We start from the raw sequence: 14854 nt of genomic DNA, 5'->3' as shown, positions 1-14854 counted from the left end.
AGCCAGTACCCGCTCGTTTAGTCGAACAACCCGCTCATTCCAAGCCAGTACCCGCTCGTTTAGTCGAACAACCCGCTCATTCCAAGCCAGTACCCGCTCGTTACCTCGAACAACCCGCTCATTCCACCCAGCACCCGCCCGTTCCCCAAAAATATAAAAAGACCAAGACGTTCCGACTCGCGGAGTGTCTTGGCCATTCGGCTATTCCTTTATCATATCACTAGCGCGCAAGCTGGCATTCATCCCAGCAAGCCGTCCTGTAACAAGCGCAGATGTGATATTGTAGCCACCTGTATATCCATGGATGTCCAGAATCTCGCCGCAGAAGTACAGCCCATCCATTTTACGTGATGCCATCGTTTTCGATTCGATTTCTTTCACTGAGACTCCGCCGCCTGTGACAAAAGCTTTTTCGATCGGCTGCGTGCCGTTCACTTTCATCTGGAATGATTTCAACAGATTAGCGAGTTTCCGGATCTTTTCTGCAGAGAACGTATTCGCAGGTTCGTTCGCGTCCATGTCCGCGTATTCGAACAAAAAGAGTAACCAGCGCTCAGGCGCGATCCCTTTCAATGCATTCTTCAATGCCTTCTTTGGATCTTCTTTCAAAGTGGTGTTCAGCTGTTGGAATACTTCTTCCTCGTTCATATCTGGCAATACATCTATTTTAATGACAACAGGCTGATCGCCATTTTTCATCCGCTCTTTTACAACGTACTGACTGCATCGTAAAATGGCGGGGCCACTGAGGCCGAAGTGGGTAAATAGCATGTCCATCTGATGTGTCACAAGGGTTTTACCTTTGGCGTTCAACACGGATACTGCGGCATCACGCAGAGCTAATCCTTGGAGTTCTTTCGCAACAATGAATTTTTCGTTCGACAATAAAGGTACTTCTGTCGGGTACAAAGTCGTCACGGTATGACCTGCTTGTTCAGCCCAAGGATAACCGTCACCCGTACTTCCAGTATGAGGAACTGCTTTTCCACCAACCGCTACGACGACGGATTTCGCTCGGATCTCCTCACCATCCAATAGCCGGACCCCGAGAATTTCGTCCTCATTCATGAGCAACTTTTTCACTTTGGTTTCCGTCCTGATTTCAACGCCCAATCGTGCCATTTCGCTTAGCAGGGCATTCACCACATCTTTTGCTTTATTGGAAACGGGGAACATACGACCATGATCCTCTTCTTTCAACTCCACACCGAGACCTTCGAAAAACGCAATAATGTCTTCATTGTTAAAAACGGAAAATGGTCCGTATAAAAATCTTCCGTTTCCGGGGATATGTTTTACAATTTCTTCTACAGATAAGCGGTTTGTCACGTTACATCGTCCGCCCCCTGAAATGGCTAGCTTATTGCCAAGTTTTTTTCCTTTATCGAGCAAGAGTACACGGTTCCCGGTTTCTGCAGCTGCTATGGAAGCCATCAATCCTGAAGGACCGCCGCCAATAATAATTACGTCATACACAACAATCACACTTTCAGTTTTTCTACAGTATACAACACTAATGGGGATAAAACATTGTGAAAACTGTTCCTGCAGAGTAAACTGTAAAGTAGTTTGACTGAAATCAATGAAACCTATGGAAATTGTCGCGGATTTTTATTAACCCGACATTATGCATCTTAGGGGTAAATGAAAGATGGGAAGGGAAAATACATGGCATCTAATCTTGTTAAAGGCACTGCGATTTTAACAATCGGCCTATTTTTATCGAAAGCACTTGGCTTGTTGTATGTAATCCCTTTTTACAGCATTGTCGGAGAGAAAAATGTAGGTCTATATCAATACGCTTATATTCCGTATAATATTGCACTCTCCATAGCAATCTCTGGGGCACCGCTTGCAGTTTCTAAATTTGTCTCGAAGTATAATGCATTAGGGGACTATGCGACTGGTCGGAAGTTAATGAAGTCTAGTATCGGTATTATGGCATTGACTGGTGTGCTGTCCTTTTTAGCCCTTTACTTCATGGCGGAACCGATTGCTCATATGGTCATTAAAGATGACGAGCAAAAGTTCACCGTCCAAGATATTGCTTCCGTCATCCGTTGGGTCAGTTATGCGTTATTAGCTGTTCCAATCATGAGCGTGGTCCGAGGGTTTTTACAAGGATACCAAAAGTTCGAACCGACCTCTGTTTCGCAATTGGTTGAGCAGATTGTCCGGATAGCGGTAGTCCTAATTGGCGCGTATCTTGTAGTGGATGTGCTTGGTGGTTCACCTAAGACCGCAGTGAAATTTGCCGTGTTTGCCGCATTCATTGGTGCACTTGCAAGTATGATCACTCTTGGATTTTACTGGAAGAAATATAAACCTGAAATGAATGAGCTGCTTCACAACAGTCCTCCAGCAGGGGATATACCGGTTTCTACCATATATAAAGAAATCATCACGTATATTTTGCCATTTGTTCTAGTTGGAGTGATCAATCCTCTGTATCAGTTTGTCGATATGATTACATTCAATGGTACAATGGCTTCTATTGGATTGGCTAAAGTTACAGATACGTATCTAACAATGCTCAACTTCCTGACACATAAGATCGTTATGATCCCTGTTATGGTTGCCACTGGATTTTCCATGGCGCTGATTCCAGTGATGACGACTTATTATGCAAAGGGAGACCAAAAAGGGATTACCCGCTCACTCGATCAAACCTACCAGATTATGCTGTTCATGACGATACCAATGGTAGTAGGCATTATGGCGTTATCCAGTGAGACATATCAACTATTGTATCAACAAAGTGCTATAGGTGCGGGCGTGCTAAGGTGTTATGCACCTGCCGCCATTCTTTTCGGAATGTACACAGTAACCGCCGCCATTTTGCAGGGAATCGATAAGCATAAATGGATTGTATTCACATCACTTTTAGGATTGCTATTCAAACTCGTACTCAATATCCCGCTGATCAAGATGTTTGAAGTGAACGGCGCTATCGCTGCAACCATTATCGGATATGCGGTTGCGGTTGGAGTTAACCTTGTCGTCATCAAGAAAGAATTGAACTACCAATCTAAATTAGTCATCCGACGTACAATCCTGATTCTGTTTTTCAATGCAATCATGGTAGTTGCCGTACTGCTGACACGTTCCGGTCTATACGCAATCCATGTACCTGAAGGCAAAATGCAGACGCTGCTCTATCTGATGATTTGTAGCGGAGTCGGTGTAGTCGTATACGGATTCTTGTCATTTAGAAGCGGACTTGCACAAAAACTGCTCGGCGATAAAATCACACGGATCACAAAGAAATTCGGCTTGGGGAGATCATGAATGAGACTTGATAAACTACTTGGAAATAACGGATTCGGCACGCGAAAAGACGTGAAGCAACTTATTCGTGAGGGCACAGTACGAGTGAATGGGATAGCAGAGAAAGATCCTGGTTCTCATGTGAATCCTGAGATGGATTCAGTGGATGTGCTAGGAGAGCCTGTCGTTCATCAGGAATTCATCTATATCATGATGAACAAACCACCTGGCGTCATATCTGCTACTGAAGACAAATGGGATCAAACCGTCATCGATTTACTTGCTGAAAACGATCAGCGGTTTGAACCATTTCCAGTTGGACGTCTGGATAAGGATACAGAAGGACTTCTTGTCATCACGAATGATGGCAAGCTGACTCATGAGTTGTTGTCACCGAAAAAAGACATACCGAAAACATATTTTGCTAAAATCGATGGAATCGTTAACGATGGTGATGTGGCAGCTTTTAGAGAAGGTGTTACGCTGGAAGATGGTTTTCACACGAAACCCGGAATGCTGAACGTCCTGGTTTCGGACGCCATTTCGGAAATTGAGCTGACGATTACGGAAGGGAAATTTCATCAAGTGAAGCGAATGTTTGAAGCGGTCGACAAAAAAGTGATCTATCTGAAACGACTATCGATGGGGAACTTGTCGCTGGATGAATCACTTCCTTTAGGGCATTATCGTGAGCTGACAGAGCAGGAACTAAACAAATTGGACCCGCGAAAAAAAGGCTGAATTGCATTGGGCAATTCAGCCCTTTTTTTGAGGCTGGGCGGCCTTAGATAAGCGTTAAGAAGGCAATTTCACTTTTCTTGCTGTCGTTGTCCATTGGCCACGAACCGGACTCGTAATGAGGTCGTTATACTCAAGGACATTCAAATCCCGTTGTGCGGTACGCGCCGTGATGCTAAATTCTTGGACTACATTCTCTGTGGTGACAATACCATTACCATGGATGTACAAATAGACATCCTTAATACGGGTCAGCATTCGGTCTGTAGCAGGATTCAACTGTGAACCACTCCTTCATCATCAATTTCCAATAGACTTGGTTTGAGACGTGGAAATGTTACGTTAGCTCTTTGAAATCGCCTGTGCTCCGCACATCCTCTCCAGCAAAATTAGTCAGACTGTTTGTTCTGACAATATTAGTATAACGTATATTTTAAAAAAAGTAAGCTAAAACCGCTTGTGAAACGATACGGGTAACCACAAGTCGAAAGTTCTTTATTTTCTTTTAAGAACGTGGGAAAATGGAGAGAACCGTTATGACAGCAAACAAATGCTCGCCAAATGAACAGAATTCACATAGACTGTATGTAAACAGGCACAATTCACTTGTATTTGAGAGGAGCACAATGGATGACAATTTACTTTATTAATGGGGTTTATGCAGATAAGGAAACGATAAAGGTATCAATTGATGATAGAGGTTACTATTTCGGCGATGGTGTATATGAAGTTATTAAAGTATATGATGGAAAGCTTTATACTGCTCAAGAACACTTTACTCGTTTTTTGCAAAGTGCCAAAAAAATCCGGCTTGACCTGCCTTATACTATTGATGAGTTCTCCGAAATTGCTAAAAAGTTAGCTGCTGATAATGGTATAGTGGAAGGACACGTCTATATCCAAGCAACTCGCGGCGCTGCTCCCCGCATGCATAATTTCCCTGGTGAAGGGGTGGAACCGATGATTACAGCGTATGCCATTCATAATCCACGTCCTCTCTCCAAGTTCAAAGAAGGGGTCTCCGTCAAAACAACAGAAGATATCCGGTGGCTGCGTTGCGACATTAAAAGCTTGAATCTTTTAGGAAATGTATTGGCGAAGCAAGAAGCATACGACGAGGGCTGCGCAGAAGCGGTGTTTGTGCGTGACGGAATTGTTACGGAAGGTTCTTCTTCAAATATGTTCGGTATCAAAGATGGAATTCTCTACACACACCCTGCAACCAATTTGATTTTAAATGGGATTACGAGGAAAGTCATCTTGCAGTTATGTGCAAAGCATAGTATTGGTGTTATAGAAGAGCCATTTACATTGGAGCAATTCAAAGAGATGGATGAATTATTCTTGACTTCGACAACTTCAGAAATCACACCGATCGTTTCCATAGACGGAAAAATTGTCGGAGACGGTGTACCGGGCAGAATGACGGAACGGTTGCAACAAATATTTGAAGAAACGATCCACGAACTCAAAATGGAAATTAACTGAATCAGAAAGCGCAGGTGAGTCGAAAGATGGCACAGCTTGTCAAAATGCTCGATTACGTCTCGCGTTACGAACAGGATCTATCCCGTTATACGACTCAATTCATCCGTCTGAAGCGATCCCAATGGGAGCGGATGAAACGCCAATGGGATAATGGAGTCGATTTAGCGAGCTGGCAGCTAGCCGCTGATGAGGAATCTACGGCAACAACAACTGAAAATGAAAGTCCTGCAGAAGAGGAAGTGGGGAAGAAGCGATTTTCATCGTTATCTCGCTTCCTCTCTTTTAGAAAAGAGGAACAGATAGCTTCCAAAGATGCAGAGACGCCGATAGAAACGGGTGACTTGCAATTCACTCCGAATATCATCCAGGATCCCCGGTCGGTCCAGCAGTTGCGCAAATTGTATATGGACCAGCTTTTCCACTTCCAACTGAAATGGGCCAGTTCCACACTGACCGAACGTTCACGGGTAGACAGTAAATTCATGGCGGACAAGGTGCTACATGACTTTTTAGGGAGTTTACCTGATAGCTGGCTGCTATTCTATTTTCCAGTTTTAAAAATAAAAAAAGCCCCTGTGGAACTGGAAGTTATACTGATGACACCTGTTGAATGTATTTGCATGACGATTCTGGAAACGGAGGAAGGTTCCGTTCTAGTAGGCAGTGGAGAACGGTTTTGGACCAAAAAGCTGGGGGATCAAGAATCCAAATTACTGAATCCGACAATCGGATTGAATCGGATGGGGAAAATCGTGTCCAGCCTATTCTCGTCCGCTGAAGTGGATTTTCCTATACGGAAAATCTTACTCTCCCGAGAGAGCTATATTGACTTTCCTGGTGCAGCTCATGATATCCGGATTATCGACCGACGTGACTATCCAAAATGGGTGGAACAAGGAAAGAAAATGAGCACTCCAATGAAATCCAAGCAGTTTAAAGCCGCACAGGTGCTACTCGACCACTGTCAAACAACGGCTGCGAGCCGATTATTCGAAACGGAAGAAGAACACCTGGGTGCAGAGCAGTACTAATAAACATTAATGAAGAAAAGAGTGGTTGAACAATGAGATTACGGCACAAGCCATGGGCGAAAGATTATTTAGATGAACATGCAGGAATTGTCATTAAGGAACCAGAAACGAAAAGTGGGAAATGGGCTTCGATATTCGGGAATGACAATCCGGTCCACGTGGAAGTGGGTACTGGTAAAGGTCAGTTTGTAGTTGGAATGGCGCTGGCGAATCCGGATATTAACTACATTGGTATTGAGCATTTTGATAGTATCATCGTTTCTGCAGTTGAAAAAGTAGTGGATTCAGGAGTGCCTGCTAATTTGAGATTACTTCGCGCAAACGGGAAAGAACTCGCGAATATTTTTCATAAGGGTGAAGTTTCACGAGTTTACTTGAACTTTTCTGATCCTTGGCCGAAATCGAGACATGCCAAGCGCCGGTTAACTCATGGAGAGTTTTTAGGCTTGTACCAATCTGTCATGCCTGAAGATGGGGAAATCCATTTTAAAACAGACAACCGTGGATTATTTGAGTACTCACTTGTCACGATGTCCGAATACGGAATGCGTTTGCTGGATGTCTCTCTGGACTTGCATGCCGAAATGCCTGAAGATAATGTCATGACGGAGTATGAAGAGAAGTTTTCAGCAAAAGGACAACCCATTTATCGTCTAGAAGCAAGGTTCATGAGCAAAGCATAATTCAACCAAAAGGGGATGTTTGAATGGATACATACGAATTTCACGATATGAAACTTACATGGCTGGATGGGGGCGTCAACTATCTGGATGGGGGAACGATGTTTGGTGTTGTACCGAAGGCAATGTGGGCTAAAAAGTATGCACCTGATGAGAACAACTTGATTGAATTGCGGACAGATCCGATCTTACTTCAATTCCAAGGGAAGAATTTGTTGATAGATTCGGGTATCGGTAAAGGGAAATTGGATGAGAAGAAAAAACGGAATTTAGGGATCCGAGCGGAAACCCGGGTGGCGGAGAGTCTTTCAGAGCTCGGCTTGAGCGTCAAAGACATCGATATGATCTTGATGACACATTTACATAATGATCATGCAGCAGGGCTCACAGAATGGCAAGAAGACAAACTTGTTTCTGTTTTCCCGAATGCGGAGATTTATGTTTCACAAATTGAGTGGAATGAGATGCGAAATCCGAATATCCGCTCCAGAAATACGTATTTCAAAGAAAATTGGGAACCGATCCAAGACCAAGTGAAGCCGTTTGAGAATGAATTTTCACCATTACAGGGCATCACGATGGTCCATACAGGTGGCCACAGTGACGGCCACAGTATTATCCGGCTCGAGCAAAATGGGGAAACGATGATCCACATGGCGGATATCATGCCGACACATGCGCACAGCAATCCATTATGGGTATTAGCGTTTGATGACTACCCGATGGACTCTATCTTCGCGAAAGAAAAGCTGATGAGAGCAGCGCGTCAAGAAGGTCACCGATTCTTCTTCTATCATGATGCAGTTTACAGAATCGTCCGTTTCGACGAAACCGGTAAAAATGTTATTGAATCACTTGAAAGAACTCGCTGATTGACAAACAAAAGCAGAAGCCGCTGAGCTTCTGCTTTTGTCTTTTTAGGCATTAAGTGATTAATTTTTAACAAGCTCTACAACAGTGCCGGTTTTAGCGTCAGCTGCGAATTCATATTGTTCTAATACACCATTTTTAATGCGGGAAACTCCGCCTCTGTAAACGTTCATGGAAATAACGTTGTTCGTGAATGGTTCAGTCTTCATCACTATCCAGGATCCGTCAATCGGGCCTTCCTTTTTAAATGCGTCTTTCACAGTCTTTAGCACTTGCTCAGCTGGAACAGCAGAGTTTGTTCGGTCTACGGCTTGCTTGACGACTAATCCTGCAGCTGCTCCGGTAAGAACACCGGCTGCAAATTCTTTGAATTTCATACGGAAACCACTCCTTAACTAGTCATTTGAATAAGTGTATCATACCACTATCATTTTGAATAAGCGAGACTACTCACTCTAATCTTTCGGGACACGAACTGGACAATTGGTATTTTCGACTGAATTGTTCTACAATAATTAGTGTACATACTTTTATGCGGAGGTAATCCTTTTATGAACAACGAAACTCTTGCAATGTTTAAAACGCTCACAGAATTACCAGGCGCCCCCGGAAACGAACATGCAGTACGTAGATATTTACGTGGTGAGCTCGAGAAATATTCGGATGACATGATTCAGGACAATTTAGGAGGCATATTCGGTGTTCGTAAAGGACCTGAGAATAGCCCTAAAATAATGGTAGCTGGACATATGGATGAAGTCGGCTTCATGATTTCCGGTATTGCGGACAATGGAATGCTCCGGTTTCAAACTCTTGGCGGCTGGTGGAACCAAGTTATGCTGGCACAACGAGTGGAAATCATAACAGACAAAGGCGTCATTCCTGGTGTCATCGGATCCATTCCGCCCCATCTCTTAACCGATCAGCAGCGTGCAAAACCGATGGATGTGAAAAATATGCTGATCGACATCGGTGCGGATGATATGGAAGACGCAAAACGAATCGGCATTCGTCCCGGTCAGCAGGCTGTCCCGGTTTGTCCATTCACTCCCATGGCGAACGAAAAAAAGATTATGGCAAAAGCATGGGATAACCGATATGGCTGCGGACTGGCGCTTGAGTTATTGAAGGAAGTGAAAGATATCGACCTTCCGAACCAACTGTTCTCTGGTGCGACAGTAATGGAAGAAGTTGGACTTCGCGGAGCTCAAACAGCTGCTAACATGATCAGCCCTGATTTGTTCTTCGGATTGGATGCGAGTCCCGCAAACGATATGTCGGGCAGCAAGGCGGAATTTGGTCAGCTTGGGCAAGGGACCCTTCTGCGCATTTTGGATAGAACGATGATTACACATCGCGGCCTTCGTGAATTCATCCTCGATACGGCTGAATCCAATAATATTCCTTACCAATATTTCGTGTCGCAAGGTGGAACCGACGCAGGAAAAGTCCATATTTCAAATGAGGGTGTGCCGAGCGCTATTATCGGTATCTGTTCCCGTTACATTCATACGTCTTCTTCGATCATTCACACTGACGATTATGCGGCTGCAAAGGAACTTCTCGTAAAATTAGTGACGACCTGTGACAGCGCAACACTCGAAACGATTAAGCAGAACGTTTAACTTCCTAGTGCGGCACAACAATATGAATCAGCCGGTAACAGGTTTTTCTGTTATCGGCTTTTTAATGTGCATTCTTGTAATTTGCGGTCCTGATTGTTGCGCGGACAACTGCTGACAGCTAAACTGAACATACTGCACTGAAACGGAGGCGAAGTCATGAACAGGAAAGTTACCTTCTTTTTACCGGCTGCACTTTTATTACTTGTCCTGACGGGCTGTGGACAAACTGTAGAAGAACAAACAGATGAAGCAATGCTATCAGCACGAGAAGCGTTTGAGATGAACCGTAAACAGCCGACAGAATCCATAGAGGGAGTTGAATTCTATAAACCTGTCGGATGGAAAGTGGACATGCAGAAAGACCATCACACGTTTCTGATTTCAAAACGCAGTCAAACCTATACTGCACAGTATGATCCAACTGCCAAGCAAGACTCCCATGCGTATTACGACTTGTTAATGGCAGATTCAGAAAAAGAATTCATCCAGCAGCAAACCTTTTCTGATTCAGGGGTATTCGGGTTTGCGGCAATTCGTGCACATGGAACTTCTTCTGTCGAGGTGGTGACGGGATCAGGTCCTATCCAAGTGACGGCCATAGTGGAAAAGGAAGATCTTGTGGCAGCTATTGAGCGAATGATGGAAATCGCTCGCTCTATGCAACTTGCTTCGTAAAATAGCATTATTATAGGAGAGGTGAAATCGTTGAAATCAGAACAATTAGTGGAAGAACTGAAAAAGCGGCTTTCTTCTCAAAACTTTGAATGGAAGCTTGACAACAAAGCGGATCGCATTCGGCTCGATCATAAAGAGCTCAAGAGAGGGATGGACATTTCCCTTCCTGAAATACTCGCAAAGTATGAAACAAAAAAAGATGCGGCAATTGAAGAAGTCGTCTATACCATTCAAGAGACCTTTAATGCAATGGAGGCTGAACAGCAGCAAGGATTCGATTCGGATGCTGCCATTCTTCCGGTTATCCGCTCAACATCCTTCCCGAAACAATCGAAGGCAGGGAGCCCATTCCTAGTGAAAGCCCACACGGCTGAAACGGCGATCTATTATGCATTGGACCAAGGAAAAACGTATCGGCTCATTGATGAAAGTATGCTTGCAGCTCTAGGTAAGACGGAAAGCGAGATTACAGAAGCGGCATTATTTAATGCCCGCAAACTTCCTACAGATGTTAAAGTAGATGAAGTAGCCGGCAATAAATATTATTTCCTCAATATAAATGATGGATATGATGCAAGCCGTATATTGAATGCGGCATTTTTAAAAGAGATGGCTGCCCGGATCGACGGTCATATGACGGTTTCTGTGCCTCACCAGGACGTGCTGATCATCGGTGATATCCAAAATGACACAGGCTATGATGTCCTTGCTCAAATGACGATGCACTTCTTCACTGTAGGATTAGTGCCGATTACATCATTGTCATTCCTCTATAATGACGGGGAACTGGAGCCTATTTTCATCATGGCTAAAAATCGTGTCGCAGAAAAAGGAGAGAAAAAGAAATGAATGTCTTTATTAACAAACATGGTGTCGGTGACGTGCTGATGGTACAACTGACAACAGAGCGTCCTGAACAAACAGTAATTGAATCCAAAGGTGATGTGACACTTATCAAGTCTTCACAAAGTGGAGAACCGGTAGCCCTCAACATTTTTCATGCAACACAATACGTTGGGGAGCATGCAGATGGTTCAATTGAATTGACACCTGAACTCGTTGCTGAGATTCAAGAAGCACTTAAAAAGAACAATGTCTCGCTTGAATTGGATGTCGATTTCAGTCCGAAATTCGTGATAGGACATGTTATCTCAAAAGAGAAGCATCCAAATGCGGACAAACTCAATATTTGTACCGTAGACGTCGGAAGCGAAACGTTACAAATCGTTTGCGGGGCACCGAACGTTGAGAGTGACCAAAAAGTTGTTGTAGCGAAAGTAGGTGCAGTGATGCCCTCTGGTATGATCATTCGTGACGCAGAACTGCGCGGGGTTCCATCATCAGGAATGATTTGTTCCGCAAAAGAATTGGCATTACCGGATGCACCTGCAGAAAAAGGAATTCTTGTTTTGCCTGCAGAGGCTGAAGTTGGCAGCGCATTTACAAGCTGAATAGGTTTTTACAAACAGAGGAGCTGGCACAGTCCTCTGTTTTTTGATGGGAAATTCATCATGCTTTATGTTCTGTTTATCAATAAAACATAGTTGGAGCGACCTATGAAGCTTTTACGTTTCATTCCCAGCACATGACTATTTGATTTTAACCTTGTATTTCTGTTAAAATAGGTTGATTGAAATGAAAAGAGTGATAGAGTGAGTTGGATAAAAAAAACAATGGGTCGCTTGTTCGGCTCGCAATCTGATGAGGAATTAGAAGACACTGCCGATCACGTATACGAGCAAGAACAACCGCATGATGAAATTCCGCCGCAGCGGCCGGCATTTAGATTTCCAATGATAACTGATGCTGAAATTTATGGATGGGATGAACATTCCGATGAACCAGTGCACATTAAACATCAAGACACTCCTTTAGTGGAAAAAGAAGACACGTCTGAAAATATACCGTTATACAAAAATAACAGATGGCCTTCAGAACCGCCTGCAGGGGAAATCCATCGTGCCGGCAATAGGACGAAGTATAAGGAACTTCCGAAAATCGCAAAACCTGCCATTTCCAAATTGGATAAACCGGCTGGCCGTAAAACCGAAATCGTCAAACAGCGGACTAACAAACCGTTTACTCCAACGGAAGTACCGTCGCCTGTATATGGATTCTCACAACCGAAACGAAATGCTGTGAAAATTGAACACGAAATCACTTCCAGCAATGAGAATATGCCATCAAAGAGTCAATTTGCAGCAACAGATGTTTTACCTTCCGGCAGGAAAATCACAGCATCATCTATTGGAACTCACGTACCCGACCGGTATCCAGAGAGCCAGGATGCTATGGATGACGTAGTAGAAGTTAGTGAAGAACGTTACGAACCAGCTATTAAAGAACCAGAACAGTCTGAAGCTGAATTCGTTGAAGTGGAAGAAAGCGATCCGTCAAGACCAACGACGCTCCAGTCAACTCCGGTTTCTTATCCGGTTACACAGGTGGACGAAGAATTGGTCCAAGAGAGTATACAGATTGCGGTTTTAGAACCTGATCCTGTTATAGTTCAAAAAGAGAACGACATTCACAATGACCCCTTTACCGAAGTTTCTGAGGAACTGTTCGAAGAGAAGAACCACGAAGAAGTTGCTGAGCAGACGGAGAGAATAATTGAAGTTTCTGAGGCAGAGTACGGTGAACAGAGCGAAGTAGAGGATGACAGTTATCCAATTATTGAGGAATCTTCTTCTACTCTGGAATCCGAGAAAAGTAAAGATGAAAAGATTGTTCCTTTTAATGTCGTCATGTTGAAATCGGATAAAGAGAAGCACCAGTTACGTTCTCTTGCGGCTTCTATTACTCCCGAATTCAAAGAACCTGCAGGGGTACCTGTGAACAATGGACAGTTATCTTCAAGCAGCAAAGAAATTCAACTTGTAAAGACTGAATCACAGAGGAAGCAACCTGCAGAAGCGGTTCAAACGCCCCCGCTTGCTAGTTTAACGAAGTTATCCGAGATGTCAGCGGATGAGCAGCAAGTGCTGCCTCATTATGTATTTCCCTCAATGGAAGAATTGCTGCCAGCTGAATTGCAACATGAAGATACGGAATGGCTAACTTCTCAATCTGAGAAACTAGTCGAAGCTCTGTCTCATTTTGCTGTGGAAGCAGAGATATTAGAAGCGGTTCAAGGACCGACTGTTACACGGTTTGAGTTGACGGTAGGTTTTGGAATAAAGGTCAGTAAAGTACGTAATTTGACCGATGATCTGAAATTAGCTCTTGCAGCAGAAGATATACGGATTCAAGCTCCAATTCCAGGAACAAGTTCCATTGGTATTGAAATCCCGAATCGGAAGACTCGTCCAGTCCGAATTTCAGAAGTCATTGATACGGACAAATTCGCCAGTTCTGATTCTCCACTCGAAGCCGTATTGGGATTGAGTTTAACTGGAGAGCCGGTAACAATCGACTTGCGGAAAATGCCTCATGGAATGATTGCAGGTGCAACAGGTTCAGGGAAATCGGTTTGCATTAACTCGATACTTGTGAGTTTGCTTTATAAAGCTTCTCCTACAGAGCTGAAAATGATGCTGATCGACCCGAAAATGGTGGAACTGGCGCCATTCAATGGGATCCCTCATCTCATTAGCCCCGTCATTACCGACGTCAAGGCTGCGACGGCTGCGTTAAAATGGGCAGTCGACGAAATGGAAAGACGATATGAGCTATTTGCTCATGCGGGAGCACGGAATATTGAACGATATAATGATATGGCTGAAGCGAATCGACAATTTGATCAAAAGATGCCGTACTTGCTCATCGTAATCGATGAGCTGGCGGATTTAATGATGGTTGCGCCGAGCGATGTTGAAGTATCAATCAGTCGGATTGCACAAAAGGCACGTGCGTGCGGTATCCACTTGATAATCGCCACTCAGCGACCTTCCGTTGACGTGATTACTGGCATCATCAAGGCCAACATACCAACGCGGATTGCATTTGCTGTTTCATCTCAAATTGATTCCCGTACAATTATAGATGGCGCAGGAGCAGAACGTCTTCTTGGCCGGGGGGACATGCTTTACGTCGGGAACGGGCAATCTTCACCGGTCCGCTTGCAAGGTACATTCGTAACGGATGATGAAATTGAATCCATTATTGAGCACGTCAAAAGTGAAGCATCGCCGGAATACTTATTCGGTCAGGAGGATTTACTCGCTGCCGTTGTGGAAGAAGAGGAATCAGATCCATTGTTCACGCAAGCTTGTTCCTTCATCATCGAACAGGGGAGTGCGTCGACTTCACTCATGCAGCGCCATTTTAGTATTGGATACAATCGGGCCGCAAAAATTATGGACCGTATGGAAGCGCATGGCTTCATCTCAGAACAGCGAGGAAGTCGTTCCCGGGATGTCTATTTAACAGAAGCGGACTTGGAGTCGTTTCTGAATCCTGATCATGAAGCATAAGTATAGGTATATGAATTTTCAACACGTATTATCAATGAGAGATTTTAGGGAACAGGTTGCTCCCA

General features: G+C 44.0%; 15 protein-coding genes. 11 read left to right on the top strand and 4 right to left on the bottom strand.

Going from position 1 to position 14854, the window contains the following annotated elements; genetic code table 11:
• Positions 1 to 59 precede the first annotated feature (59 nt).
• On the bottom strand, positions 60 to 197 hold the full coding sequence (locus tag ABE021_RS12760) for a hypothetical protein (protein ID WP_430289133.1): 138 nt from the start codon (positions 195 to 197) through the stop codon (positions 60 to 62).
• A gap of 4 nt (positions 198 to 201) precedes the next feature.
• Positions 202 to 1476, bottom strand: a complete 1275-nt coding sequence (locus ABE021_RS12755) for an NAD(P)/FAD-dependent oxidoreductase (RefSeq protein ID WP_430289131.1) — start codon at positions 1474 to 1476, stop codon at positions 202 to 204.
• 192 nt (positions 1477 to 1668) lie between these two features.
• On the opposite strand from ABE021_RS12755, the gene ABE021_RS12750 reads away from it, so the two are divergent.
• Both ABE021_RS12750 and ABE021_RS12745 read left to right on the top strand, forming a co-directional pair.
• Positions 1669 to 3288 carry a putative polysaccharide biosynthesis protein gene (locus tag ABE021_RS12750; RefSeq protein WP_430289130.1) on the top strand — a complete coding sequence of 540 codons (1620 nt, stop codon included), beginning with the start codon at positions 1669 to 1671 and terminating at the stop codon, positions 3286 to 3288.
• Positions 3289 to 4008: a pseudouridine synthase gene (locus ABE021_RS12745; RefSeq protein WP_430289128.1), complete on the top strand. Its 720-nt coding sequence runs from the start codon at positions 3289 to 3291 to the stop codon at positions 4006 to 4008.
• Positions 4009 to 4062: 54 nt separating this feature from the next.
• Here the strand turns inward: ABE021_RS12745 and ABE021_RS12740 are convergent, their stop codons facing one another.
• A complete protein-coding gene (locus ABE021_RS12740) occupies positions 4063 to 4284 on the bottom strand; it encodes a DeoR family transcriptional regulator (RefSeq protein ID WP_191689041.1) in 222 nt (73 codons plus the stop codon).
• A 351-nt stretch (positions 4285 to 4635) separates the two neighbouring features.
• Between ABE021_RS12740 and dat the strand changes: the two genes are divergently transcribed.
• The 4 genes from dat to ABE021_RS12720 are packed head-to-tail and all read left to right on the top strand — an operon-like array spanning position 4636 to position 8076.
• The gene (gene dat / locus ABE021_RS12735; protein WP_430289125.1) at positions 4636 to 5493 is read left to right on the top strand and encodes a D-amino-acid transaminase; all 858 of its coding nucleotides are present in this window, start codon (positions 4636 to 4638) and stop codon (positions 5491 to 5493) included.
• A 26-nt stretch (positions 5494 to 5519) separates the two neighbouring features.
• A complete protein-coding gene (locus tag ABE021_RS12730) occupies positions 5520 to 6524 on the top strand; it encodes an NERD domain-containing protein (RefSeq protein WP_430289124.1) in 1005 nt (334 codons plus the stop codon).
• A 32-nt stretch (positions 6525 to 6556) separates the two neighbouring features.
• Positions 6557 to 7207 (top strand): tRNA (guanosine(46)-N7)-methyltransferase TrmB, encoded by a 651-nt coding sequence (gene trmB / locus ABE021_RS12725; RefSeq protein WP_430289123.1) that lies wholly within the window; start codon positions 6557 to 6559, stop codon positions 7205 to 7207.
• Between the two features lie 23 nt (positions 7208 to 7230).
• Positions 7231 to 8076, top strand: a complete 846-nt coding sequence (locus tag ABE021_RS12720) for a YtnP family quorum-quenching lactonase (protein WP_430289121.1) — start codon at positions 7231 to 7233, stop codon at positions 8074 to 8076.
• Positions 8077 to 8136: 60 nt separating this feature from the next.
• Here ABE021_RS12720 and ABE021_RS12715 read toward each other — a convergent pair whose 3' ends face one another.
• The gene (locus ABE021_RS12715) at positions 8137 to 8451 is read right to left on the bottom strand and encodes a PepSY domain-containing protein (protein ID WP_430289120.1); all 315 of its coding nucleotides are present in this window, start codon (positions 8449 to 8451) and stop codon (positions 8137 to 8139) included.
• A 174-nt stretch (positions 8452 to 8625) separates the two neighbouring features.
• On the opposite strand from ABE021_RS12715, the gene ABE021_RS12710 reads away from it, so the two are divergent.
• The 5 genes from ABE021_RS12710 to ABE021_RS12690 all read left to right on the top strand — a co-directional run bounded on the left by ABE021_RS12710 (position 8626) and on the right by ABE021_RS12690 (position 14789).
• Positions 8626 to 9699, top strand: coding sequence for a M42 family metallopeptidase (locus ABE021_RS12710; RefSeq protein WP_430289119.1), 1074 nt, complete (start codon positions 8626 to 8628; stop codon positions 9697 to 9699).
• A 156-nt stretch (positions 9700 to 9855) separates the two neighbouring features.
• Positions 9856 to 10374 (top strand): hypothetical protein, encoded by a 519-nt coding sequence (locus ABE021_RS12705; RefSeq protein WP_430289117.1) that lies wholly within the window; start codon positions 9856 to 9858, stop codon positions 10372 to 10374.
• A gap of 30 nt (positions 10375 to 10404) precedes the next feature.
• Complete coding sequence (locus tag ABE021_RS12700) at positions 10405 to 11223, top strand: DUF1444 domain-containing protein (RefSeq protein WP_430289115.1); 819 nt, start codon at positions 10405 to 10407, stop codon at positions 11221 to 11223.
• Entirely contained in the window at positions 11220 to 11825 is a 606-nt protein-coding gene (gene ytpR, locus ABE021_RS12695) for a YtpR family tRNA-binding protein (protein ID WP_430289113.1), read from the top strand. The genes ABE021_RS12700 and ytpR overlap by 4 nt, the downstream gene beginning before the upstream one ends.
• A gap of 201 nt (positions 11826 to 12026) precedes the next feature.
• Positions 12027 to 14789: a DNA translocase FtsK gene (locus ABE021_RS12690; protein WP_430289112.1), complete on the top strand. Its 2763-nt coding sequence runs from the start codon at positions 12027 to 12029 to the stop codon at positions 14787 to 14789.
• The last annotated feature ends 65 nt before the right edge of the window (positions 14790 to 14854 follow it).

It is taken from the genome of Sporosarcina gallistercoris (assembly GCF_050459885.1).
Taxonomy (GTDB): domain Bacteria; phylum Bacillota; class Bacilli; order Bacillales_A; family Planococcaceae; genus Sporosarcina; species Sporosarcina gallistercoris_A.
The sequence above is the reverse complement of the archived record's forward strand: the minus strand, read 5'-3'. Positions and strand labels throughout refer to the sequence as shown.

Coding starts and splice junctions, on each gene's coding strand:
- ABE021_RS12730 (WP_430289124.1), top strand. CDS start 5,520: ATGGCACAGCTTGTCAAAATGCTCGATTACGTCTCGCGTTACGAACAG.
- ABE021_RS12720 (WP_430289121.1), top strand. CDS start 7,231: ATGGATACATACGAATTTCACGATATGAAACTTACATGGCTGGATGGG.
- ABE021_RS12750 (WP_430289130.1), top strand. CDS start 1,669: ATGGCATCTAATCTTGTTAAAGGCACTGCGATTTTAACAATCGGCCTA.
- ABE021_RS12760 (WP_430289133.1), bottom strand. CDS start 197: ATGGCCAAGACACTCCGCGAGTCGGAACGTCTTGGTCTTTTTATATTT.
- ABE021_RS12705 (WP_430289117.1), top strand. CDS start 9,856: ATGAACAGGAAAGTTACCTTCTTTTTACCGGCTGCACTTTTATTACTT.
- trmB (WP_430289123.1), top strand. CDS start 6,557: ATGAGATTACGGCACAAGCCATGGGCGAAAGATTATTTAGATGAACAT.
- dat (WP_430289125.1), top strand. CDS start 4,636: ATGACAATTTACTTTATTAATGGGGTTTATGCAGATAAGGAAACGATA.
- ytpR (WP_430289113.1), top strand. CDS start 11,220: ATGAATGTCTTTATTAACAAACATGGTGTCGGTGACGTGCTGATGGTA.
- ABE021_RS12710 (WP_430289119.1), top strand. CDS start 8,626: ATGAACAACGAAACTCTTGCAATGTTTAAAACGCTCACAGAATTACCA.
- ABE021_RS12745 (WP_430289128.1), top strand. CDS start 3,289: ATGAGACTTGATAAACTACTTGGAAATAACGGATTCGGCACGCGAAAA.
- ABE021_RS12715 (WP_430289120.1), bottom strand. CDS start 8,451: ATGAAATTCAAAGAATTTGCAGCCGGTGTTCTTACCGGAGCAGCTGCA.